Origin of the sequence: Streptomyces sp. NPDC026206 (assembly GCF_040638465.1) — a bacterium.
Classification (GTDB): Bacteria; Actinomycetota; Actinomycetes; order Streptomycetales; family Streptomycetaceae; genus Streptomyces.
The window spans coordinates 1-22,941 of sequence record NZ_JBEZYL010000011.1 but is presented as its reverse complement, the minus strand read 5'-3'; the positions used below and the strand labels follow the sequence as shown (position 1 = coordinate 22,941).

Below are 22,941 nucleotides of genomic sequence, written 5' to 3'. Positions count from 1 at the left end.
GGGTGCGCCCCGGGCGCGGTCCGTCCCGCCACCACTGGGCAGGGCCCTCATATGCAGGATGAACCGGGTAAGGCCCCACCTGCGCCCGTGCCCCTGACCAGCGATGATCAGTGTGAACGCACGAGGTCATCAAATCTCTGTGAACTCTTGACGGCGCCCTTACGCGCCTCACACCATTCACCGCATGGACTTGTCAGACAGGCGACCGCGCTTAGCCCACGGCTGACCGCACACTTCGCTCCGTATCCCGGCCGGCCAGGTTTCGGGACCTGGCCTCCCCCAAGGTCAGCCAAGGGATACGGATGCCGCCGGTCCATCGGTCCATCTCCCGAACCCCCGGAAGCAGGCGTCGCCAGCCTGAGCCCGGATACCGGGTCCTCGTCGAAGATCCCCCCGCGTCCCGGGTGGCGCTCACGCATGTCGTGAACCGTCCGCCGTACGCGCAGGGAGATCCATCCGCACCATCGACGTAGGCCCGGTCCTGCTCCCCCCTCAAAAGAAGGCGAAGACCTACATGAGTGACCGCACCCTTACTGCGGCCGACACCGAGCCCGGCGTTTCCGCTCCGGCATCGACGTCCCAGCACGTCGACGCCGGTGACGCGGGCTACAGCAAGGACCTCAAGTCCCGTCACGTCAACATGATCGCCATCGGTGGAGCGATCGGTACCGGCCTCTTCCTCGGCGCCGGTGGACGCCTGCACAGCGCGGGCCCCTCCCTCTTCATCGCCTACGCGGTCTGCGGCATCTTCGCCTTCTTCGTGGTCAGGGCGCTCGGCGAGCTCGTCCTGTACCGCCCCTCCTCCGGCGCGTTCGTCTCCTACGCCCGTGAGTTCATGGGGGAGAAGGGCGCCTTCACCGCCGGCTGGCTCTACTTCCTGAACTGGGCCACGACCGGCATCGCCGACATCACGGCCGTCGCCACCTACACCCATTACTGGGGAATGTTCAGCAGCATCCCGCAGTGGGTGCTCGCGCTGATCGCGCTCGCGGTCGTCCTCACCGTGAACCTGATCTCGGTGAAGTACTTCGGCGAGATGGAATTCTGGTTCGCGATCATCAAGGTCGGCGCGCTCGTCGTCTTCATGGTCATCGGCATCTTCCTGCTGGTCTCGCAGCACGACGTCGGCGGCACCACCCCGGGTCTGTCGAACATCCTCGACCACGGCGGTGTGTTCCCGGCCGGCGTGATGCCGATGCTGCTCGTCGTCCAGGGCGTCGTCTTCGCCTACGCCTCGGTCGAGCTGTGCGGCGTCGCCGCGGGTGAGACCAAGAACCCCGAGAAGATCATGCCGAAGGCGATCAACTCGATCATGTGGCGTGTCGGTCTCTTCTACGTCGGCTCGGTCATCCTGCTCGCGCTGCTGCTGCCCTACACCGGCTTCACCGGCGACCAGAGCCCCTTCGTCACCGTCCTGTCCAAGATCGGCGTTCCGTACGCGGCCGGCGTGATGAACCTCGTCGTGCTCACCGCGGCGCTCTCCAGCCTGAACTCCGGCCTCTACTCCACCGGCCGCATCCTGCGCTCGATGGCCATGTCGGGCTCCGCCCCCGCCTTCACCGGCAAGATGAACAAGGGCCAGGTGCCCTTCGGCGGCATCCTGCTCACCGCCTTCTTCTGCGTGCTGGGCGTCGGCCTGAACTTCGTGGTCCCCGCGGACGCCTTCGAGATCGTGCTGAACTTCGCCGCGATCGGCATCATCGGCACCTGGGGCATGATCATGGTCTGCTCCCTGCTCTTCTGGCGCCGCTCCCAGGACGGCCGGGTCACCCGCCCCTCCTACCGGCTGCCCTGGGCCCCGTACACCCAGATCGTCACCCTGGTCTTCCTGGCCGGTGTGCTCGGCCTGATGGCGGCCGACGAGGGCGCGAGCCGCACCACCGTGCTGTGCCTGCCGCTGATCGTGGCGGCGCTGGTCGGCGGCTGGTTCCTCGTCCGCGGCCGGGTCGCCCGCATCAAGCGGGAGGCCGAGCTGCAGCAGGCCGGGGCCGAGCAGAAGTAACCCCGTGTTCCTCATAAGGCCAGAAGGCGCCCACCCGGCACAGCCGGGTGGGCGCCTTCGTACTGCCGGGCGCCACGCCGCACGCCCGCCCGTGGCTGCTGCCGGCGGCCCGGCGCGACAGCCTCGGCTGCTTCCGGCAGGCCCGCGGCGAGCCGGATCCACAGCCGCACCACCGGCCCCGCCGCGCTCTGGTCAGTGCGGACGCGGTACGTGAGGATGTGGGCCTCCTGTCAGAACCGATCGGTTGTGGAGGTCCGGCGATCGTGTACCGAAGACCGTTACGAGCAATGCTGTGCGGCGTGATCGCGGTGGTGTTCGCCTGCGGGGGAGCGGGAGCGGCCGTGAGCGCCCCCGCCGCCCGGGCCGCCGCCGCGTGCGGGACCGACGACAGCGCCCCGGGCCACCGCGGGAAGGCCGGCGGCGACGTGGTGCCGGTGCCGCGCGCCGACGGCCGCGTCGAGCAGTTCCAGCTGTTCTACGACGAGCCGGGCCCCGGCTCGTACCTGCCGTTCGCCTGGCACCGCTCGCAGAGCGCGCCCGGCGGCCCCTACGGCGACTGGGAACGCGTCAGCGGCACCCCGGTCGGGCCCAAGCTCTACCAGGTCGGCGCCGTCGAGAGCGCCGACGGCCGGCTCGAGGTGCTCTTCTCCTCCTACGGCGGCTTCTGCCGCACCACCCAGGACGCGGACGGGGGCGAGTGGAGCCCGGCCGAGGGCTTCGGGCTCAGCCCCGCCCCGTACCACGGCGGCATCGTCCTGTTCAAGGAACGGGACGGCAGGCTCCACGCCTTCGCGTCGGGCGCCGGCGCCTCGGACTCGATGCAGGTGCGCAGCCAGGACCCCGGCTCCGGCGACTGGGGAGCGGTGCGGGGACTGGGCAAGGTACCCGACTCCTTCGTGGGGCTCGGCGCGCCGGCGTCGCTCACCCAGCTCGCCGACGGCCGCCTGCACCTCGTGGCCCGGGAGTGGAACCGCGACCGCTACTGGCGGATCACCGAACGCGAGCGCTCCCTGTCCTGGGGCCCGTGGGAACTGTGTGCCACGGCGGCCTGCGCCTGACGACCGGCCCGGCCCGGCCCGCCCCGGTCCGCCGGGGCGGGCCGGGGGCCCGGCGGGGCGGCCGCTAGGGGGTCCGGTACGGCGGTGCCGGGCTGCCACCGGCCGGGGGCAGCTGGATCATGGGAACCGGCTTGTTGTGCGGCCACCCGGACGAGGCGTGGTCGAAGCTAAGATCGCCACTGGCGACGGGGACCCGGCCCGCGTCGTGGAGATTGGTGATCTGGTTGTACACGTCCTCGACGCCGGGGTTCTCCCTGCCCGTCTGGGACGTGACCATGCGCGTCGCCCAGACGGCGACCAGCACCGCGTCGTGATGCATGACGGCGTACCCGTCGCTGAGCACCGTGTCGGGGAACTTGAGGTCCTTGAAGCTCTGGTAGAAGGGCTTGAAGCCGGTCGGCGCGTGGACCCCCTTGATCCAGTTCTCGGCGTCGGCCGCAGAGGCCTCGAGGATGGTGATGTCGCTCCGCTTGAGCAGCTCCGCCACCTTCTGCGCCTGCTGCACCGAGCCGGTCGAGCCCGTGGCGATGGTGACCGGCCTGTTGTGCCCGCACTGGGCGCGCGTGGACAGTGCCTTGATGAAGCCGGGCAGGTCGCGGCCCCGGCCGGCGTAGAGAACCAGTTCCGTCCTGGTCTGGCAGATGTTGTTGACGGCGTTGAAGAAGAGCCCGGGCTGCCCCTGGTCCGCGTGGCCGGTCGTCCCGACGAACGAGGCCCACCGCTTGTCCACGTAGTCGGGGAACACCTCGTCGTAGGCCTTGCGCATGGTCTGGACGAAGTTGTCGTTCCTGCTGTCGAACACCAGATAGGCGCGGCGCTGGTCGGCGGGCAGCTTGTCCAGGTGCTGCCGGAGCGCCCTGGCGTAGTCGAGGTTGGACGGCGAGACCTTGAACAGGTGCTTCGCGTCGAGGTCGGTGGCGGTCAGGACGGCGCCGATCGCCGGGATGTTCCGCTTGCTGAGCTCGGCCGCGGCGGCCTGGGTCTCGGGGATGCTGATCCCCAGCCCCGTCACGGCCACCAGCGGATGACTGCCACCGGTCATCTCGTCCAGCTGCTCGACCACCGGGCGCCAGTGGTCCTGGTGCCTGCCCTCGCTGGCCAGGAGCAACTGGATCTGGGGCGTCGTGCCGTGGACGCCGGGGGAGTCGTCCGGCAGGGCGGGGCACACGTTGGCCCGGCACTGCCCGATGTAGGCGCCCTGCAGACTGCTCTTGATCTCCTCGATGGGCAGGGCGCCGGTGTCGCTCGTGGTCATCGGCATCATCACGGCGACCTTGACGTAGGGCACCGGCCTCTTCCCGGCGCCCGGCTTCTCCCACTGATCGCGGACCCGCTGGTTCTCCTGGGCGATCCTGTCGGTGATGTCCTTCAGCCGCGGATCGAAGGTGAAGGGCTTCTCGCTCATCACGCCGACGCACTCGCGTTCGGCCCCCGACCCGGTCCACACCAGGCCCGCCTCACCCTGCACGCAGTGCTTGGCATCGTCGGCCCGCTGCACCAGCCACAGGGCGCCCGCGGCGACGAGGGCGGCGGTGAGGACGAGCGCGCCGACCCCCAGCCACCCCTTCCACCAGGGGCGCAGTTCGTCGGGTCCTGGAGTCACGGGCATGATCTCGGCTCCTTGCTGGGCTGAGGCGCTCCCGGGCGCTCCGTTGCCGGGGGCGCGCCGGACGCGCTCTCACATGTACTTGGCGGCCTCGTGCCTGAGCCCGACCCGGCGCGGGTCGGAGCGCATGGCCAGGTCCTGGAACATCGAGCTGATCGTGAGGTTGAGTTCGGGCCGTGCGCTGGGCAGCCGGTTCCGCGGATCGGTCGCCAGCCACAGGGCGGCCACCAGGACGCTCAGGGTCCTGCGCTCGGCGAACGAGCGCGGGGCGAGTTCGGCCGCGAGCCGGTCCGCCCGCAGGGTCGCCGTCAGCCCGGCCAGCACCGGCTCCCGCAGGGGCGCGGCCGTGACCGCGTACAGCTCGTACAACCAGGCGTCGGTGTCGGCCAGTTCCACCAGACCGCCGGCGAGGTGGCCGACGACGTCGTCCAGCCGCCCGAGGGCGAGGGCGTGGTAGAGCACGTCGAGAGGGTGGCCGTGCAGCAGATGCCAGCCCCGTAACTCCTCGTGCACCTGCTCCCACCGGCGCGGCGAGCGGGCCAGTTCCCCGCACAGGAGGAGCCGCAGCCAGGGGTGCAGGACCGGCCCGCCCGTCAGTGGCAACGGGTGGGAGTCCTTCAGATAGCCGGAGCCGCGGCCGCCGCGCACCCCGGCGTCCTGCGGAACGGGGTCGACCAGCCACAGCCGGGTACCCATCTCACGGGCCAGGGTGTTGCGCGTGTGGAGCGAGAACGTGTCGAGAAGCCCGGCGTCGCACGCCGAGTCGAACTCGCGGGCGGCGCAGCACGCGACGAGCGCCGCTCGCTGATCGTCGGTCAGCTCCTGCAGCACGTCCCGCAGTACGGCGCTGCCGAGCGGCGCGGCCGCCGGTGAACCCTCGGCCGGCGCGGGGGCGGAGAGCAGCCCGCACAGCAGGGGGCCGGGGTCCTCGCGCCCCATGGCGCGCGCCGCCGCGTCGAGCAACCGGTGCGCGCTCCAGGGGTGTCCGCGCGTCAGCTGGTGCACCAGCGGCGGCGCCTCCGGCAGGCGCGCGGCGACACCCGCACCGAGCTGGGAGACCTCGCCGGAGGTCAGGTCGCGCAGCTCAACGCAGTACCAGCGCCACGACATGTCCGGTGGCGGGTCCGGAATGGCCTGCCGCCAGTCGGCGTACGAGGCCTGCTCGGGCGAGCGGATCACCACCCCGGACGGGCCGGGCGCGAAGGGCGCGGGGATCCTCCCGGCATCGGACGCGGTGGCGACGGCCAGCAGCGGGTCGGGTGCCGCGCCGGCGTCCCGGAGCTGCATCAGCAGGTCGAGGAACTCCCGGCCGCCGTCGGCGTCGATGTTGTCCAGCAGCACCACGCAGTTGCGGTCCCGTCGGCGGCGGGCGTACTCCCCGCGCAGATCCGCCAGGAACGCCGCGCACAGCCGCCGGTCCACCGCGGCCCGGTCGATACCCGCCTCGCTCTTGCTGAGCCGGTTGAGCGCGACGAGTTCGTGCAGCGGAGTGTGCGGTCCCGCGTACCAGGCGAGTGCGGTGCGCCGGGCCAGGCCGAGCGGCAGCCGCGGTGGATGGCGGATCAGGCCGGCCAGCAGGCCGGCGCCGGGTATCTGCAGCAGGTTCAGGTCCTGCAGCAGCCCGGCCACCTCGGCGGCGCGGTCGGCCACCGCCGTGTGGTCGCCGGCCTCCTGCAGGGCGCGGCGCAGCTGGCGGCCGGCCTTCCCGGAGTCGTTCGGGTCGAGGAAGAGGCCGGGGTCCACCACGACCAGGCCCAGGGTCAGCCGCGGGAACAGCAGCGCGGGCTGGCGGGCGAAGCGGTGCGACAGCCCGTAGGCCAGCCGCCCGGCGACCTCATGGGGCCGTCGCGGCGCGGCCGAGCCGAAGTCGTACAGCGCGTGCGGCCGGTGCGAGCCCAGGTAGCCCAGCCACTCCAGGACGGTGGTCTTGCCGCTGCCGCGCTTGCCGGCCAGCACCAGCACGGGCAACCCCCGCCCGCCCTGCCCGGCGCGCCCGTCCTGCACCCGTGCGCGGCAGTCCTGGTACAACGCCTCGATGCCCTCGATTCCCAAAGGCCGTCTCAATGGTTCCGGCACGTCGATCGCCCCCCTCAAGCCGGCACGTGACGCTGCCGACCGGTCACAGAATGCTGCCACGCGGGTCTGGCGCGCGCGACGGTTACGACGAGATCCGTGGCCCGGGACGACGGTCAACTCCGGTGACGGAGCGCGGTCCGGCCGGTCACCGCGGTGAACAGGGCCAGGGAGGCGGCCGCGGCGGGCACCGCGTAGCCGGTGGCGGCGCCCATGTGCTCCACGCTCCAGCCGCCCGCCGCGGAGCCCGCCGCGATGCCGGTGAGCAGCCCCGTCACGGCCAGGGTCATGCCCTCGTTCAGCCGGCCCGGCGGCGTCGTGCTCTGCACCACACCCATGCCGGTGACCATGGCCGGCGCGGTGGCCATGCCCGCGAGGAGGAGTGCGCCGGCCAGGGCCGGGAGGCTGCCGGTGCCCGCGGCCGCCGGCGGCAGGAACGCCAGGGCGGCCATCGCGGCCAGGCAGCGCGGGAAGCGGGCACCGGCCGGGCCCGCCGGCCGGGCCCGCCCGTACAGCAGCCCGGCGGCACAGGAACCGGCCGCCTGCAGGGCCAGCACCGCGCCCGCCAGCGGTCGTTGGCCCAGGCCGTCGGCGAAGCCGATGGTGACCACCTCCAGCGAGCCGAAGACCGTGCCGGTGCAGACGAAGACGGCCAGGACAAGCGCCAGAGCCGGGTTGCCGTGCAGCGGGGACCGCGAGGAGGACGGCCGGGGAGCCACCGGAGGCTCGGTGCGGCGCTGGGCGGCGAAGCCGGCCGTGCCCGTCAGGAAGAGGACCGCGCCGGCGAACGTGCCCGCCTCGGGCAGAACAGCGGTGCACAGGAAGGCGGCGAGCACCGGCCCCAGCATGAAGCACGCCTCGTCCGCGGCCTGTTCGAAGGAGTTGGCGGTGTGCAGAGCGGCCGGGTCGGCCCGGAAGATGTGCGCCCAACGGGCGCGTGACATGCCACCTGTGTTCGGCGTGGCCGCCGTCGCCGCGTACGCGGCGAACAGCGTCCAGTCGGGCGCGTCGCACCGCACGCACACCACCAGGGCCAGCGACCCCAGCGCGGCCACCACGGCGGCCGGTACGGCGACACGGGCCTGCCCGTGCCGGTCCACGAGCCGCGCCGTCCACGGCCCGGCCACCGCCGTCGCGGCGAGCCCGGTCGCGGTGACGGCCCCCGCAAGCGCGTACGAACCCCGCGCGGTCGAGATCATGAGCACCGCGCTGACGCCGAACATGCCCATGGGCAGCCGGGACAGCAGGTTCCAGGCGGTGAACGCACGGGTCCCGGGCACGGCGAAGATGCGGGCGTACGGGCTCCGCGCGGGACGGCGTGCACCCGGCCGGCGGCGCGCGGACGCCGGTGCGCCGCCCGCCGCGGCCGGGCCGCGGTCCACGGCGACGAGGGTGGCGCCGGCGGTGACGAAGAGGGGAGTGCGCGGGAGAGGTGCTTGTGGCATGCCTCCACCCTCACCTCGCCCGGGCACGGCGGTCCAACACCTGAGAGGAGGCCATTGACGCACCGTGGTTGTCAATGCGCGAGGGCTGCGCGGGACCGGCGCCGGCGGCCGCGCCGCCCGCCTTCACGCGTTCGCCCTCACCACGCGCCACCATGGGGTGACACCGGGCCGCGCGGCCACGGCCGGGACCGAGGAGCCAGGAGGAATGAGGAAGTGTCGGATCATCAGTTGCCGGTGGAAGCCGGTGCTCCCGAGGCGGCCGTGCAGGAGCGGCGCCTCCACCGGGACCTGGGCTTCTGGGGCCTGACGGCGATCGGCTTCTCCAACATCGTCGGCTCCGGCTGGTTGTTCGCCGCCATGTACGCGGCACGGACCGCCGGGCCCGCGGCCCTGCTGACGTGGGTGGGCGCGGGCGTGCTGTGCGGCCTGGTGGCCCTCGTCATGATCGAGCTCGGCGCCTCACGGCCGGAGGGCGGCGGCACGGTCCGCTGGCCGCTGTACGCCGGCGGGCGGCTGGTCGGCACGCTCATCGGCTGGTCGGTGCTGCTGTCGGTGGGCGGTACCGCCGCCGAGATCAGTGCGATCATGCAGTACGCCGACCACTACCTGCCGGACATCTACAGCGGCCACACCCTCAGCGCCACCGGCCTCGGCCTCGCCGTCGCCCTGAGCGTCCTGCTGACCGCGCTGAACTGGTTCGCGGTACGGACGTTCGCGCGGCTGAACAACCTCGTGGCGGTATTCAAAATCATTGTGCCGGTGGTCACCGTCATCGCCCTCTTCGCCTCCGGATGGCACTCCGGGCGCCTGACCGGCCACGGCGGATTCGCCCCCTACGGCTACGCGGCCTGCCTGTCCGCGCTCGCGGGTGGCGGCATCGTCTACTCGGTCAACGGATTCCAGGCCGCGCTGGACTTCTCCGGCGAGACCCGCGACCCCCGCCGCACCATCCCGGCGTCGGTGCTCACCGCCATCGCTCTGGCCCTGCTGATGTACCTGGCCCTGCAGCTGGCCTTCCTCTTCACCCTCCCCGAAAGCCTGCTCGGCCTCGGCTGGAAGGGCGTCGACTTCGAGTCGCCGTTCGGCCAGTTGGCGCTCGCCCTGAACCTGCACTGGCTCTCCAGCCTGCTCTACGCCGACGCGGTGGTCTCACCGGGCGGCTCGGCCTACGTCGGTGTGGCGCTCAACGCCCGCCACACCTACGCGCTCGCCAAGAACCGCACCATTCCCCGGGCGTTCATCCAGGTCAGCCGACGCTACGGCATCCCGCACCGGGCCCTCGCGCTGAACCTCGCCGTTGTCGTGGTCTTCCTGCTGCCCTTCGGCGGCTGGCAGTCCATCGTCAGCATCATGGGCGACATGTACCTGCTGGTGTATGCGGCCTCGGCGGTCGCCGTCGCCGTCTTCCGGGCCGCGCCGGGCATCGCGATGGCCGGGTGGGTGCCCGGTCTGGGCTGGATCGCGCCCATCAGCTTCGTCGTCTCCAGCGAGTTCGTGTACTGGTCGGGCTGGCACGACCTGCGGCTGGCCCTGCCCCTCGTCCTGGCCGGCCTGCTGGTCTTCCTGGCGATGCGGCGCTCCGGTCACGACGGCCGCCCGCTCGCCACCGAACTGCGTGAGGGCATGTGGCTGGTGGTCTACCTGGGGGTGCTGACCGTGCTGTCATGGCTCGGCACGTTCAAGGGCTCGGGACGGCTGCCCGCACCCTACGACTCGCTCACCGTCGCGGCCGTCACCCTGGCGATCTTCTTCTGGGCGGTCCGCTCGGGCGTCGGACAGATCGGCAGCGGGCGCGGACCCGGCGAAACCGTCCTGACATAGGCTGCGTACAAGGCGCCGGCATGAGGATGTGAGTGAGCTGTTCATCAAGATCTGCGGGCTGCGGACGGCCCGGGACGTGGACGCCGCGGTCACCGCGGGAGCCGACGCGATCGGGTTCGTCTTCGCGCGGAGCCCCCGCCGCGTCGAGGCGGCCGTGGCCCGCGAGCTCGCCGAGCGCGTCCCGCCGCACCTCCTCACCGTCGGCGTCTTCAGGGACCAGCCGCTGGAGGAGGTCGCAGCCCTGGCCGCCGCGGCCGGGCTCCGGGCCGTCCAGCTGCACGGCGGCGAGAGCCCTGCGTACTACCCGGCGCTGCGGGACCAGGGCTACACCCTCCTACGGGCCACCGCCCCCGACCCGCGGCGGCCCGAGCGGTGCGGCGCGCAGGGTGAGCACCTGTTGCTGCTGGACGCCCCCGCACCGGGGTCGGGGCAGGCATGGGACTGGACCGATCCGCGGTTCGTCCCGCCCGCGGGCCGGTGGATCCTCGCCGGCGGGCTCGACGCCGGCAACGTCGGCCGCGCCGTACGCGAGGTGTCCCCCTGGGGCGTGGACGTCTCCAGCGGGGTCGAGTCCAGCCGCGGTGTGAAGGACGCGGCCCTCATCACCGCGTTCGTCGCGGCCGCCCGGGGCGCCGACGGCACGGCCTGACCCCTGCCCGGTACCGGGCTCTTAGAAGGCTCTTAGAGCGCCCCGCCACGCTGCGGTGTCATGGCTACAGCACACGACACCCTCCCGGTGGCCGTCGGAGCGGGCGACAAGGAGCGACAACGATGACGCACGCACCCGACGGGAACCACCGCCCCTCCGGCCGCCGCCGCAACCCGCACACCAGACGGTGGATGGTCGTCCTGGGGGCCATGGCCGCGCTCGCTCTGATCGCCTGGCCGGTCCTGGACTCCTTCGGGGCCTTCTCCGACAAGGGCGACCCGCTCAGCTTCGGGCAGGACGCCGCCGGAGGCGGCAGCCAGGGACAGACCGGGTCCGGGCCGCTGATGCCGACCGGCCCCAAGGCCGGCTTCCGCGTCGCCAACACCCTGGCCGACGGCACCAAGATCGGTGTCGTCACGCTGGACGGCAAGAAGTCCGGCTTCAAGGGCAAGGTGTGGGTCTGGGCACCGAAGCAGTACGACGACCCGAAGTACAGCAAGAGCGGCTTCCCCGTCATGATCGCGCTGCCCGGCGGCAACGGCTACCCCACCAATTACTGGATGGGCACCGACCTCAAACTGCAGTCCTCGATCGCCCAGTGGTCGAAGGAGGGCAAGAGCCTGCCCTTCCTCCTCGCCATGCCCGTCCTGAACCCGGACGAGAAGAACTACCACGACGGCAGCGACATCCCCGGCCAGGCCAAGATGGGCACCTGGCTGACCGAGGACGTCCCGGACCTGATGAAGCAGAACTTCCGCACCCTCAAACAGCGTGACGGCTGGGCCTTCATGGGCTCCTCCTCCGGCGGCTTCTCCGGCCTGAAGGCCGTGCTCAAGCACCCTGACAGGTTCAAGGCCGTCATCGCCTCGGGCCCGGACACCGTCCCCGACTCCCCGCTGTGGGCCGGCCATGAGAAGGAGAAGGCGGAGAACAACCCCAAGGTGCTGGCCAAGCGGCTGATCGACATCAAGGGGCCGGACGTCTACCTCGCCTTCCAGGTCGGTACGAAGGAGAAGAAGGCCATGGCCGACGCGAAGGAGTTCGTCTCCGCCTACGGCGACAAGGGCCCGGTCCACACCATGCTGCGGGAGATACCCGACGGCGAGCACAACGCCAAGACCTACGTGCCCAGCATGGGCACGGGCCCCATCGAGTGGATCAGCAAGCACATGGACGGCCCCACACCCTCCGGCTGACCCCGGCCGTTCACGCGTCAAGGGTGCGGACCTGACTTCCGGCTCCGGGAGTGAACGCCGGCCCCGTGTGCCGCGCAGCCGTCAGCGCAGGGCGAGCGCCGTGCGCAGGGTGGTGAACAGCTGCGTCTGGTCGGTGACTCCGAGGACCCGGTGGGCCTGCGGGCCCTGGGCCGCGATGCGGACCTCGGTGCCGGTGTGCTTCTGGCCCCCGCCGCCCGACTGGGTGCCGTAACTGACCTTCATCCGGCCGCCCTCATCGGTGACGAGCGTGGCGGACAGGCCGGCGGGCTCGGCGTCCAACGGCACGATCTGGCTGCTGTGACCGTGATCGGCGGTGGTGACCACCAGGGTGTCGGGGTGCTTCGCGGCGTACTCGCGCGCGACCTTCACGGCCCGGTCGAAGGCGGCGGTCTCGCCGATCTGTCCGCATGGGTCGGCCAGGTGGTCCTGGGTGTCGATGTTGGCGCCCTCGACCTGGAGGAAGAAGCCCTTGCCCGTCCGGTCACGGCCCGCGGCCCGCTTGCCCTCGAGGAGTTCGAGCGCCTTACGGGTCTGTGCCTCCAGGCTCGGTGTCCCGGCCGGGCGCCCGGGGTTGGAGGTGACACACCGCTGGGGGCCGGTGCCCCCGCCGGCCGCGGGCCTGCCCGTCCACTCGACGGGGACGCCGTCGGGGGCGAACAGGCCGAGCACCGGCCGTCCCGGCCGCGCCGCGCGCAGCTCCCCCGCATCGGTCACCACCCGGTAACCGCGCCGCCGCGCCTGCTGGGTGACGGTCATGCCCCGGTCCGGGCCCTCGGTGATGGTCTGGTCGAAGCGCCGCTTCCCACCCCCGAGAAGGACGTCGACGCCGTGCGCGACGCTCTGCTCGGCGATGGAGCCCGGCCCGCCACGGCCCTGGGTGTCGCCCGGACACCGCTTCATGTCGGCGGGACCCTGGCAGCTGCGGTCGGTGGCGTGCGCGGCGATCGCGGCGGGGGTGGCGTCGGTGAGCTCGGCGGTGGTGACGCTGCCGGTGGCGAGGCCGTTGCGCTGCGCGAGCTCCAGGATCGTGGGCAGTGGTCTGTCCGTGTCCGGGGTCTTGGACAGCCGGCCGTTGACGGTCTTGTGGCCGGTGGCCCAGCCGGTGGCGCTGGCCGCCGAGTCGGTGACGTAGTCCGGCCGCCCGTTCTTGTCGACCGCGTAGGTGGTGTAGGCACCGGTCATCGGTAACCGGTCCATGTGCAGCCGGCCCGCGGCACCCACCGTGTAGTTGCGGGCGAGGGTGATCTCGGAGTCCCCCATGCCGTCGCCGATCAGCAGGATGACGTTGCGCGCGGTGCCGCCCGTGGCCGTATGCGACGGCGCCGGGCCCGAGTCCGGCGCGGCGGCCCCGGCGGGCACCGCGATGCCGGCGACGAGCAGCGCCGCCGCCCCGAGGGCGCGGCGGTGGTAGGAACGCTTCCTGGTGACACGGGTCTTCATGCTGACGAACCTCCAGGGAAGAGCGATCTCCGAGTGGTTGCAAGTAGTGTGCAACCACTGTCAAGAGCACCTTGTGCACGCTCCCTTGGGAGAACCCCGCAGAGCATCGTGCGCCGGTCCCCCGCAGCACGCCGGGAGGCGTCGAAGGCGCGGCAGGCCGGCCCGACGCGGCTCCCGGGGTGAACGTCGCCGGCGGACGGGCGTGTCACCGGGGCCGGGCGGGCCCGCTCCGTGACGCTACGCGGTGGGTACGCGCCCAGGTCCGCACCGGACCGCACACGACGGAGGTCACCGTGTCCGCTCAGGAGAACAAAAAGCTGGTCCGGCGGTTCTACGAAGAGATCGACAAGGGCAACGTGGACGCCCTGGACGAGCTCGTGGCCGAGGACTACCACGACCACTCCCCGCCGCCGTTTCCCGGCTTCGCCCCGGGCCGGGAAGGGCTCAAGCAGGCGTTCCGCATGTTCTGGGAGGCGACCCCCGGCACTCACGAGATCCAGGACCAGGTGGCCGAGGGCGACAAGGTCGTGACCAGGCTCGTCGCCCGGGGCGTTCAGGAGGGAGACCTTCCCGGAATTCCCGCCACGGGGAAGCAGATCGTGATGACGGCGATCGTCATTCACCGCGTCGAGAACGGAAGGCTCGCGGAGAAATGGTCGGACAAGGACCTGCTCGGATTCCTGCAGCAGCTCGGGGTCGTCCCGGCCCCGGACGGGGCGTCATGATTGCCGGCCGGGGGGCGGTACCACCCCCCGGCGAGGGGTCGTGAGAGGAGACCGGAACGGAAAGACCCGCAGTCGCAGGTCACCGTCTTCTTCATCACCGGAGCCGTGAGGGCGCCGGTCCTGCCGTAGGGGTCCGCCACGGCCTTCGCGCGGCTGCCGGGAGCGAAGGCGGAGGCGGGGGGCCGACCACCGCCTTCCTACTGCCCGGCCCTCGCCCGGGCCCGTGAGCCGAGTACGGTCGTCACCACACCGATCAGTCCCAGTGCTTCCGGACTCAGGCCGGGCGAGCAGACGGCCACGACGATGACCACGATCACGATGGTCAGGGCGTCATGCAGCTGATCGGCGAGGGGATGCCGGCGACGTGCGTTGCCTTGTCGCCTTTCCATGTACTTCTTCTTTCCACCCTTCACGATCACTCCCCTGACTGTCGTGAGTGGGATACCCGCGGAACATGTGAGATTCCGCCTAGTCGAACTGTGCAGGTATATAGGCGGCTAATCAAATACCTGACGGATTGATCACCCATGTGCCGCAACGGAATTCGGAGTCCTTGCCGCACTGCCGCCAGTCGCCTCCGGCCGGTCCCGGTGACGGCTGCCCCGGCCCGGTGACCGGCCGGGACGACAGGGGAGCCCGCTCCGCCACCCGGTACGATCTCGGCCGGCCGGGCCCCCGAAGGGGCCGGTGACCGGATCAAGACATCGCAGAGCAGGGGGACTTGGGAATGACGGGAATCGGACTGCTGCGGACGATGGCCGCCGTCGCGGCCACGACCGTGATGGTGGCGGCAGGCACGGCGCACGCCACCGCCACCCACGCGTCGCCCGCGCCGGACCTCCCGCACGTACGCGCCGCGCTGCAACACACCGTGAACCAGGGCGCACCGGGCGCGTTCGCGGTGATCAAGGAGCACGGCAAGCCCGGCCGTGACCGGACGCTGACCGTCGGCAAGGCGGACCTGAACGGCACGCCCATGGACGCCGGCAGGCGCTTCAGAGTGGGCAGCAACAGCAAGATGTTCGCCTCGGTCCTGGTGATGCGCCTGGTCGAACAAGGGCGCATGGACCTGGACAAGCCGCTCCGCGCCTACCTGCCGGAAGGAACACTGCCGGCCGACTGGCGCATCACCGGGCGCCAGGTGCTGCAGCACCGGGCAGGCGTCTACGACCACACCGACGACCTCCTCGAACAGCCCGGCGAAGAGACGACGAGCGCCTTCGAGAAGCGCATCCGCAACACCGTCTACGACCCCCGGGAGCTGGTGGCGATGTCGGTCGGACACGGCCTGCAGTACACCCCGGGCACCAACTACGCGTACTCGAACACCGATTCCGTGCTGATGGCCCTCGCGGTCGAGCACCTCACCGGACGCCCCTACGCCGAGCTGCTGCACCGGCAGATCATCCAACCCTTGAAGCTGCGCCGGACCTCCTTCGTGGTGCCCGGCAAACGCATCGCCGGCCCGCACGTCACCGGCTACCTCACCAACGACGACCGCGGGAAACCGCTGCTGGACTCCACCGAACAGACCGCCTCCTGGGTCTGGAGCGCGGGAGCTGTGATCTCCTCCGCCGCCGACCTCGACCGCTTTCTCACCGCACTGCTCGCCGGCAGCGCCGGAGGGCTGGTCTCGGACGACTCCCTGCGGCAGATGACGAACGCGCTCCCCACGGGCACGGCGAAGACCGCCTACGGGCTGGGCGTACGGGAGATCGCGCTCTCCTGCGGCAAGGTGCTGGGCCACGGCGGCATCGTGCAGGGCTTCCAGACCCAGACCTACGCCACCCCGGACGGCGGGCGGACGGTCGTCGCCTTCGCCAACGCCTCCAACAACAGCGCTGTCACGCAGGGCCTCATGGACGTGCTCGAACCCGCCTTCTGCGGCAAGCGGCCCGCCTCCGCGGCGCACCGGCCGCTCACGCCGGACGGCAGCGGCGACAGCGTGCCCGCCGTCGAGGATCCTCGGATCTGACGGCGGGCCGGACGTGTCGGGCGGCACCCGGGGCGCCGGGGAGGTAAGCAGGGACCATGCGCCTTCAGCACAGTCCGCCGGGCCCCGGTCAGTCATGGCGTCACCGCAGGGCGCTGATCGCGGTACCGGTCGGCCTCATCGTGGTGATCGTGGCCCTCGATCTGCTGACCGGCGCGGACATCCACCTGGGCCCCCTGCTCGTCGCGGCGCCGGCGATCACCGCGACGTTCGGCGGCCCCCGGCTGACCGCGGCCATCGGTGCCCTCGCCGTGGGGGCCCAGATCCTCCTCAGCGCCCTCCTCGGCCGCCTGACGGAGGCCGACCACCAGGCGCAGATGGTGGCCATTCTGCTGGTCTCGCTCTTCGTCGTCGCCTTCGGCACCATCCACGAACGGCACGAGCAGACTCTGGTCAGGGTGCGATCGGTGGCCGACGTCGCCCAGAAGGTCCTGCTCAGGCCGCTCCCACCGCACATCGGGCCGCTGTGCATCGCGTCGGTGTACGCCTCCGCCGAGGCGGAGGCCCAGATCGGCGGCGACCTGTACGCGGCCGTACGCGCCCGGCAGGGGACCCGCATCATGATCGGCGACGTGCGCGGCAAAGGACTGACGGCAGTCGGCGACGCCGCCCTGCTCCTCGGCGCCTTCCACGCTGCCGCACACCGGTACCCGCCCCTGCCCAGGCTGGTCGCGCACCTGCACAACACCGTCTACTGGGACGCGGCCGACCTCATCAACAACCCGGCGGCCGAGGAGAGCTTCGTGACCGCCGCGGTGATGGAGATCCCGGACGACGAACCGCTGGTCCACTTGATCAGCTGCGGTCATCCCCCTCCGCTGCTGCTGAGCGACGGCGAGGTCACCCCGCTGACGGTGAGCGACCCGGCTCTGCCCCTCGGCGTGGGCGGCGACCTCTCCGAGGACGACTACGAGGCCCAGACCTTCCCCTACCGGGACGGCGACCTGCTTCTGCTCTACACGGACGGCGTCATCGAGGCCCGCGACTCCCGTGGCGTCTTCTACCCGCTCGCCGAACGCCTCGCCACCTGGAACGACACGGAGCCGCGCCGCCTGGTCCAACGCCTCCATGAGGACCTGCTCGCGCATGTGTCCGGCTCCCTCGACGACGACGTCGCCCTGGTCGCCGTCAAGCGCTGTCCCTGACCGGCCGTGGCGAGGAGGACGTCCCCCGGCCGCGAGCCGGCCGGGTGGGCTTCACCCGCGGGCGCGGCGGCTGCTACACCTGCAGGACACCCGTCGCTCACGAAGGAGCTCCCGGTGTCCGCATCCACCACGGACCGCGCCGAAGCCCTCCGCCGGGGACGGGCGCGGCGCGCCCTGGCCGCCGGCTCGGTGGGCAACTTCATCGAGTGGTACGAGTTCGGGGCGTACGGGTACTTCGCCACCGTCATCGCCGCCAACTTCTTCGGCGGCGACGGCAGCGGCGGCGGTGGTGCGGCGGCCGGCGCCGAGAGCCTCGTCAAGACCTACGCGTCGTTCGCGCTGGCCTTCTTCTTCCGGCCGGTGGGCGCGGCCCTCTTCGGCCGGGCCGGGGACCGGCTCGGGCGGCGCGCCGCCCTCGTCGCGGCGCTGCTGCTGATGACGGGCGCGACCACGGCCATCGGGCTGCTGCCCACCCATGCCGTGCTCGGCGCGGCGGCTCCCTGGGTTCTCACCCTCGTGCGGGTGCTGCAGGGCCTCTCCGCGGGCGGGGAGTTCGGCGGTGCGGTGTCGCTCATGACGGAATCCGCCCCGCCCGGCAGGCGCGGCCTGTACGGGGCCTGGCAGTCCTTCACGGTCGCCCTGGGCCTGCTCGCCGGTGCGGGCCTGGCCGCCGCCCTGGCGACCGGGCTCGGTGAGAGGGCGCTGTACGGCTGGGGGTGGCGGGTGCCGTTCCTGCTGGCGCTGCCCCTCGGCCTGGTCGCGCTGTGGCTGCGGTTGCGGCTGGAGGAGACGCCCTCGTTCCGGCAGGCGCGGCGCGGGGAAGACAAGCTCCCCGCAGCCGGCGTCACCGCGGCGTCGGCGGCCCCCCGGGCCGAGGTCGTACGGGCCGTCGCGCTGGGGACCGGACGCATCATGGGCTGGTCGGCCGCCGGTTACACCTTCCTGGTGGTCCTTCCGTCGTATCTGCAGAACACGCTCGGCACCACCTTCAGCCAGGCCCTGGCCGCCACCGTCCTGGCGAACCTCGGCTTCGCGCTGTCCGTCCTCCCCGCCGGGGCGCTGAGCGACCGCGTCGGCCGCCGGCCCGTCATGGTCACCGGGGCGGTGCTGGTCGTCCTGCTGGCCTTCCCCCTGCTGAGGGTGGTGCAGAGCGGCACGGCCGGGGCACCGGCCAAGGGCCTCGCGGTGTTCGCCGCCGGGGCGGCGGTCGGACTGATGGCGGGGCCGGGGCCGGCGATGCTGGCGGAGATGTTCCCCGCCCGGGTGCGCTGCACGGGCCTGGGGCTGGCCTACGCGCTGGCGAACGCGGTGTTCTCGGGCTGCGCCGGCCTCGTCATCACCGGGTCTCTCGAGCGGACCGCCGACGCGGACGTCCCGGCCTACTACACCGTGGTGACCTGCGCGATCAGCGCCGCGGCACTGCTGACACTGCGCGGCGACGACCACCGGCGCGCCTTGCGCGACTGACATCCGGCGGGCGGAAGGAGGGCGGGAGCGGCCATGCGGGTGATCGGACTGATGTCGGGGACGTCGTACGACGCCATCGACGCGGCCGCGGCGGACCTTCAGGCCGAGGGGGACACCCTCCACCTGACGCCGCTGGGCCTGACCGGCCACGCGTACGACGAAAGGCTGCGCGAGGAGCTCACCGCGGCACTGCCACCGGCGTCCACCACCCTGGAGACCGTGTGCCGGCTGGACACCCGCATCGGCCAGGCCTTCGCCGAGGCCGCCGCCCGGGCCGACCGGGAACTGTGCGCGGGCCGCGCGGACCTCGTCGCCTCGCACGGGCAGACCGTCTTCCACTGGGTGCGGGGCGGCCGCGCCCACGGCTCCCTGCAGATCGGACAGCCCTCCTGGATCGCCGAGCGCACCGGGCTGCCGGTGGTATCGGACTTCCGCTCCCGCGACATCGCCGCCGGCGGGCAGGGCGCCCCGCTGGTCAGCACGGTGGACGTCATGTGGCTGCGCGGCAGGCCGGGGCGGCCGGTCGCGCTCAACCTCGGCGGCATCGCCAACATCACGGTCACCGGCGGCGGCCGGGCGCCCGCGGCGTACGACACCGGGCCCGCGAACGCCCTGATCGACGCGGCCGTACGGCACCTCACCGACGGCCGCCGTAGCGCCGACACCGACGGCGTGATGGCCGCCAGGGGCACGGTCCACCGGCCGCTCCTCGAACGGCTGCTCGCCGATCCGTACTACGCGAGACCCGCCCCGAAGACCACCGGAAAGGAACGCTTCCACCTGCCCTATCTGCTGGCCGCCCTGTCCGGCCCGGAGCGGGCACGCCCCGGCGGCGACGACGTCGTGGCCACCGTCACCGCGCTCACCGCGCACACGGTGGCCGACGCCGTACGGTCCTGCGCGGGCACCGAGGTCATCGCCTCGGGGGGAGGCACCCGCAATCCGACGCTGATGACGATGCTGCGGGCCGCACTGGCCGGCGTACCGCTGCGTACGTCCGGCGAGTCGGGTCTGCCGCCGGCGGCCAAGGAGGCGTACGCCTTCGCGGTCCTCGGCTTCCTGAGCGTGCACGGCCTGACCGCGACGGTACCGGCGTGCACCGGAGCCCGGCACGCGAGCATCCTCGGCTCGCTCACCCCTGGTGCGGGGCCGCTGCGCCTTCCGCCGCCCGGGGACGGGGGCATGCCCACGCGGCTTCGCGTGAGGGCACCGCACCGCGCCTGACCGGCCCGTTCGTTCGGAAATGCCATCCGGTACACGGCGTGACACGCTGGGAAGGGGACCGGAAAGGCGAGGGAACGCGAACGATCGCGCATGCGGCCCGCCGGGGGGCGCGGGCGGAAGGAAGTCCTCTGCGAAAGGAAGTCCTCTCATGGCCCCCAAGAAGAAGGCGCCCCCCAAGGCTCCGGCCGCCGAGCGGAACGAACTCATCTCCTCTCTCCGGCAGTTCATCCGCACCCAGGGGCCGGGATTCCTGAACGACCCGAACGTGACGTCCATCGGCATCGGCTACCGGGAGAAGGGCGGCAGACGGGGGAAGGAACTCGCGCTCCAGTTCACGGTCGGCAAGAAGGTGCAGCCCGAGGGGCTGCGGGCGCTGGGGACAAGCGAACTGCCCGCATCGGTCACGGTGGACGGTGTCGAGGTGCCGACCGACGTCATAGAACGCAGCTACCAGCCGCACATCCGGGTCGTGCCGGAAGCGGAGAGCCCGGACCGCAAGACGCGTCTGGACCCGGTCGTCCCGGGCGCGAGCGTCGCGCACGTCAAGGTCTCGGCGGGCACGATCGGTTGCATCGTCTTCGACAGGAAGGACGGCACCCCCTACGTCCTGAGCAACTGGCACGTACTGCAAGGGCCCCTCGGCAAACCGGGCGAGGAGGTGGTCCAGCCCGGCCCGCACGACGACAACCGCATCGCCCGCAACCGCCTCGGCACGCTGGTGCGCTCCCACCTGGGAGTGGCCGGCGACTGCGCCGTGGCCAAGATCAAGGACCGCCGCTTCAACCCGGAGATCTGCGAACTCGGTGTCGTCCCCGAGGAACTGGGTGAACCGGAACTCGGCGACAAGGTGATCAAGAGCGGCCGTACGACCGGTGTCACGCACGGGGTGGTGCGGCGCGTCGACACCATCGTGAAGCTCGACTACGGCGGTGTGGTGGGGGAGAAGACCATCGGCTGCTTCGAGATCGGCCCCGACCCGGACAACATGCCCACCGACGGGGAGATCAGCCAGGGCGGCGACTCGGGGGCGGCATGGATGTTCAAGTCCCCGCGCGGCAAGCCCGGCCGGATCCTTGCGGGCCTTCACTTCGGCGGCGAGGGCGGCGGCGATCCGGACGAGCACGCGCTGGCCTGCCTGCCGAGCTCCGTCTTCGAGAAGCTGGAGATCAGCCTGCGGCCACCGGTGCCCGAAGCGGTGGAGGTCCTGGACGGCTACGACCCCGACTTCCTGGGGCAGCGGATAGACCCGCCGAAACTCAACCCGACGGTCCTCGGCGACGCGGCCCGCCTCGACGGCTCCGAGATCATCCGGTACACGCACTTCTCGCTGGCACTGAGCTCGACCCGCGGCTTCGCCTTCTGGGTGGCCTGGAACAACGACGGCGGCGCGCTGAAGAAGCTCAGCCGCACGGGCATCGAATTCGTCAAGGACCCGCGCCTGCCCGCCGACTTCCAGGTGGGCAACGAGATGTACGAAGGCAACCGGCTCGACCGGGGACACATAGCCCGCCGGGCCGACCTGCTGTGGGGAGGACCGGCCGAGGCACAGAAGGCGAACGTCGACTCGTTCTTCTACACCAACATCACGCCGCAGATGGACGACTTCAACCAGAGCAGCAAGAACGGCCTGTGGGGAGACCTCGAAGAGGCCATCTTCGCCGACGTCGACGTGGACGACCTGAGAGTGAGCATCTTCGGCGGGCCGGTCTTCCAGGACGACGACCGCCTGTACCGGGGCATTCAGGTCCCCCGCGAATTCTGGAAGGTCATCGCCTTCTCCGAGGGAGGGCAGCTCAAGAGCAAGGCGTTCCTGCTGACCCAGAACCTCAATCAGCTCGAGGCGCTCGACCTGGACGAATTCCGCGTCTTCCAGGTCACCCTGCGCGAGGTCGAGGAGCGAGGACACCTGCGCTTCCCGGCCGCCCTGCGCAAGGCGGACACCCTGGAGGTACCGGAGACGGTGGGGGACCGGGGGCCACTGGAGAGTCTGGCCGACATCCGCTGGCATTGATCCCGCGCCCCCGCCGCCCCGCTACCGGCCTTCGCCGCTCGCCCGCCACCTCGCGACGACCTGCTCGACGTCGAACGGTGTGAGACCGAGCGGCGGCCCGGGCGGAGGCATTCCGAGCGCCCGGCCGAAACCTGGCAGGTCACGGAAGTCCCCGCGCTGCTCCGTGGCTCACGACGCGACCGCTACCGCCTCTATGGCGACGTCTGGTACGAGGCCATCACCCAACGTGACCAGCTTCTGACCCGCTGGCGCGTTTTTCGCCATCCGCGAGCACAGGGCGGGGCCCTTCGTGAGGGCGGCCCGGCGGGGGAGTGAGGGGCCCGCGTCGCGTGAGCGGACGTCGGCACAGGGTGAGACCGAGGGGCGTGCGTTGTGAGGCCGCCCATAGGGCCCGGATCACCTTCCCATTCCTTTAGTAGCAAGGGGCCATGTATCGCGGCGTGGGACGGGTTCCGCAGGCGTTTTTTACGGCGTGGGGTCGTAGGTCACATGATTGCCAGGGGTTTTCGCTGCCGCTAACAATTACGGGGTCGCACGGCGCCGTCGATCGAGACGCGGCGCTCTTTTTGCGCCAATGACGGCCACTGCGACGTACGCGATTGGAAGAGGTTCAGCTCGTATGCGCTCCACCACCACTGTTTCTGGTTATACCCGTCTGACCAAGGTCCATAAGTTCTCTGCCGCTGGTATCGCGGCCGCCGGTGTGGCTGCTGTGGCGTTCGCCGCGGTTCCGGCCGTTGCCGCGGACGCGGAGTCGGTTTCGGTGAAGCCGGTGGCGTGGAGCGCTCAGTCTTTCGGTGAGACGCAGCAGGCCGAGCTGGAGCAGCTGGCCGATGAGGCCGCCGTGCAGGCCGGGGTGGACGCGAAGGCCGCTGTGAAGGCCGGTGCGGATGCCGCTGCGAAGGCGAAGGCCGACGCTGAGCGTGCCGGTAAGCAGGCCGCGAGCCGTTCGGCCGAGCGCAAGCCGGTCGAGGCCGCCCCCGCCAAGCCTGCCGCCAAGCCCGCTGCCAAGCCTGCGGCTGCTGCGAAGAAGGCGTACGCGGACAACCTGGACGGCTGGATCAA

At 71.7% G+C, this 22,941-nt stretch carries 16 protein-coding genes and 1 pseudogene; 12 read left to right on the top strand and 5 right to left on the bottom strand.

All coding sequences use genetic code 11. From position 1 onward, the window contains the following. The first annotated feature begins 514 nt into the window (after positions 1-514). The gene (locus AB0F13_RS17220; RefSeq protein WP_362082159.1) at positions 515-2,002 is read left to right on the top strand and encodes an amino acid permease; all 1,488 of its coding nucleotides are present in this window, start codon (positions 515-517) and stop codon (positions 2,000-2,002) included. Between the two features lie 299 nt (positions 2,003-2,301). Next, complete coding sequence (locus AB0F13_RS17215) at positions 2,302-3,060, top strand: hypothetical protein (protein WP_362082156.1); 759 nt, start codon at positions 2,302-2,304, stop codon at positions 3,058-3,060. 64 nt (positions 3,061-3,124) lie between these two features. Here the strand turns inward: AB0F13_RS17215 and AB0F13_RS17210 are convergent, their stop codons facing one another. From AB0F13_RS17210 to AB0F13_RS17200, 3 genes are all read right to left on the bottom strand, one after another. After that, entirely contained in the window at positions 3,125-4,669 is a 1,545-nt protein-coding gene (locus AB0F13_RS17210) for a hypothetical protein (protein WP_362082153.1), read from the bottom strand. A gap of 69 nt (positions 4,670-4,738) precedes the next feature. Further along, on the bottom strand, positions 4,739-6,718 hold the full coding sequence (locus AB0F13_RS17205) for a hypothetical protein (protein ID WP_362082150.1): 1,980 nt from the start codon (positions 6,716-6,718) through the stop codon (positions 4,739-4,741). A 137-nt stretch (positions 6,719-6,855) separates the two neighbouring features. After that, positions 6,856-8,184, bottom strand: a complete 1,329-nt coding sequence (locus AB0F13_RS17200) for an MFS transporter (RefSeq protein WP_362082147.1) — start codon at positions 8,182-8,184, stop codon at positions 6,856-6,858. Between the two features lie 213 nt (positions 8,185-8,397). Here AB0F13_RS17200 and AB0F13_RS17195 point away from each other — a divergent pair, with 213 nt between their 5' ends. From AB0F13_RS17195 to AB0F13_RS17185, 3 genes are all read left to right on the top strand, one after another. Next, a complete protein-coding gene (locus AB0F13_RS17195; protein ID WP_362082145.1) occupies positions 8,398-10,005 on the top strand; it encodes an APC family permease in 1,608 nt (535 codons plus the stop codon). A gap of 28 nt (positions 10,006-10,033) precedes the next feature. Further along, complete coding sequence (locus AB0F13_RS17190) at positions 10,034-10,654, top strand: phosphoribosylanthranilate isomerase (protein WP_362082142.1); 621 nt, start codon at positions 10,034-10,036, stop codon at positions 10,652-10,654. A 122-nt stretch (positions 10,655-10,776) separates the two neighbouring features. After that, positions 10,777-11,850: an alpha/beta hydrolase-fold protein gene (locus tag AB0F13_RS17185; protein WP_362082139.1), complete on the top strand. Its 1,074-nt coding sequence runs from the start codon at positions 10,777-10,779 to the stop codon at positions 11,848-11,850. Between the two features lie 81 nt (positions 11,851-11,931). Here the strand turns inward: AB0F13_RS17185 and AB0F13_RS17180 are convergent, their stop codons facing one another. Next, entirely contained in the window at positions 11,932-13,311 is a 1,380-nt protein-coding gene (locus AB0F13_RS17180) for an alkaline phosphatase (protein WP_362082136.1), read from the bottom strand. Positions 13,312-13,604: 293 nt separating this feature from the next. Here AB0F13_RS17180 and AB0F13_RS17175 point away from each other — a divergent pair, with 293 nt between their 5' ends. Then, the gene (locus AB0F13_RS17175; RefSeq protein WP_362082133.1) at positions 13,605-14,036 is read left to right on the top strand and encodes an ester cyclase; all 432 of its coding nucleotides are present in this window, start codon (positions 13,605-13,607) and stop codon (positions 14,034-14,036) included. 197 nt (positions 14,037-14,233) lie between these two features. Here AB0F13_RS17175 and AB0F13_RS17170 read toward each other — a convergent pair whose 3' ends face one another. Continuing rightward, entirely contained in the window at positions 14,234-14,425 is a 192-nt protein-coding gene (locus AB0F13_RS17170) for a hypothetical protein (RefSeq protein ID WP_362082130.1), read from the bottom strand. A gap of 338 nt (positions 14,426-14,763) precedes the next feature. On the opposite strand from AB0F13_RS17170, the gene AB0F13_RS17165 reads away from it, so the two are divergent. The 6 genes and pseudogenes from AB0F13_RS17165 to AB0F13_RS17140 form a co-directional block, all read left to right on the top strand. Then, positions 14,764-16,011: a serine hydrolase domain-containing protein gene (locus tag AB0F13_RS17165; RefSeq protein ID WP_362082127.1), complete on the top strand. Its 1,248-nt coding sequence runs from the start codon at positions 14,764-14,766 to the stop codon at positions 16,009-16,011. 56 nt (positions 16,012-16,067) lie between these two features. Beyond that, positions 16,068-17,174 carry a PP2C family protein-serine/threonine phosphatase gene (locus AB0F13_RS17160; RefSeq protein WP_362082124.1) on the top strand — a complete coding sequence of 369 codons (1,107 nt, stop codon included), beginning with the start codon at positions 16,068-16,070 and terminating at the stop codon, positions 17,172-17,174. A 114-nt stretch (positions 17,175-17,288) separates the two neighbouring features. Beyond that, a complete protein-coding gene (locus tag AB0F13_RS17155) occupies positions 17,289-18,641 on the top strand; it encodes an MFS transporter (RefSeq protein ID WP_362082121.1) in 1,353 nt (450 codons plus the stop codon). A 33-nt stretch (positions 18,642-18,674) separates the two neighbouring features. After that, positions 18,675-19,865: an anhydro-N-acetylmuramic acid kinase gene (locus AB0F13_RS17150; protein WP_362082118.1), complete on the top strand. Its 1,191-nt coding sequence runs from the start codon at positions 18,675-18,677 to the stop codon at positions 19,863-19,865. 148 nt (positions 19,866-20,013) lie between these two features. Further along, a complete protein-coding gene (locus AB0F13_RS17145; RefSeq protein ID WP_362082115.1) occupies positions 20,014-21,876 on the top strand; it encodes a DNA/RNA non-specific endonuclease in 1,863 nt (620 codons plus the stop codon). A gap of 619 nt (positions 21,877-22,495) precedes the next feature. Next, positions 22,496-22,941, top strand: a pseudogene (locus AB0F13_RS17140) (lytic transglycosylase); the annotation flags it as partial.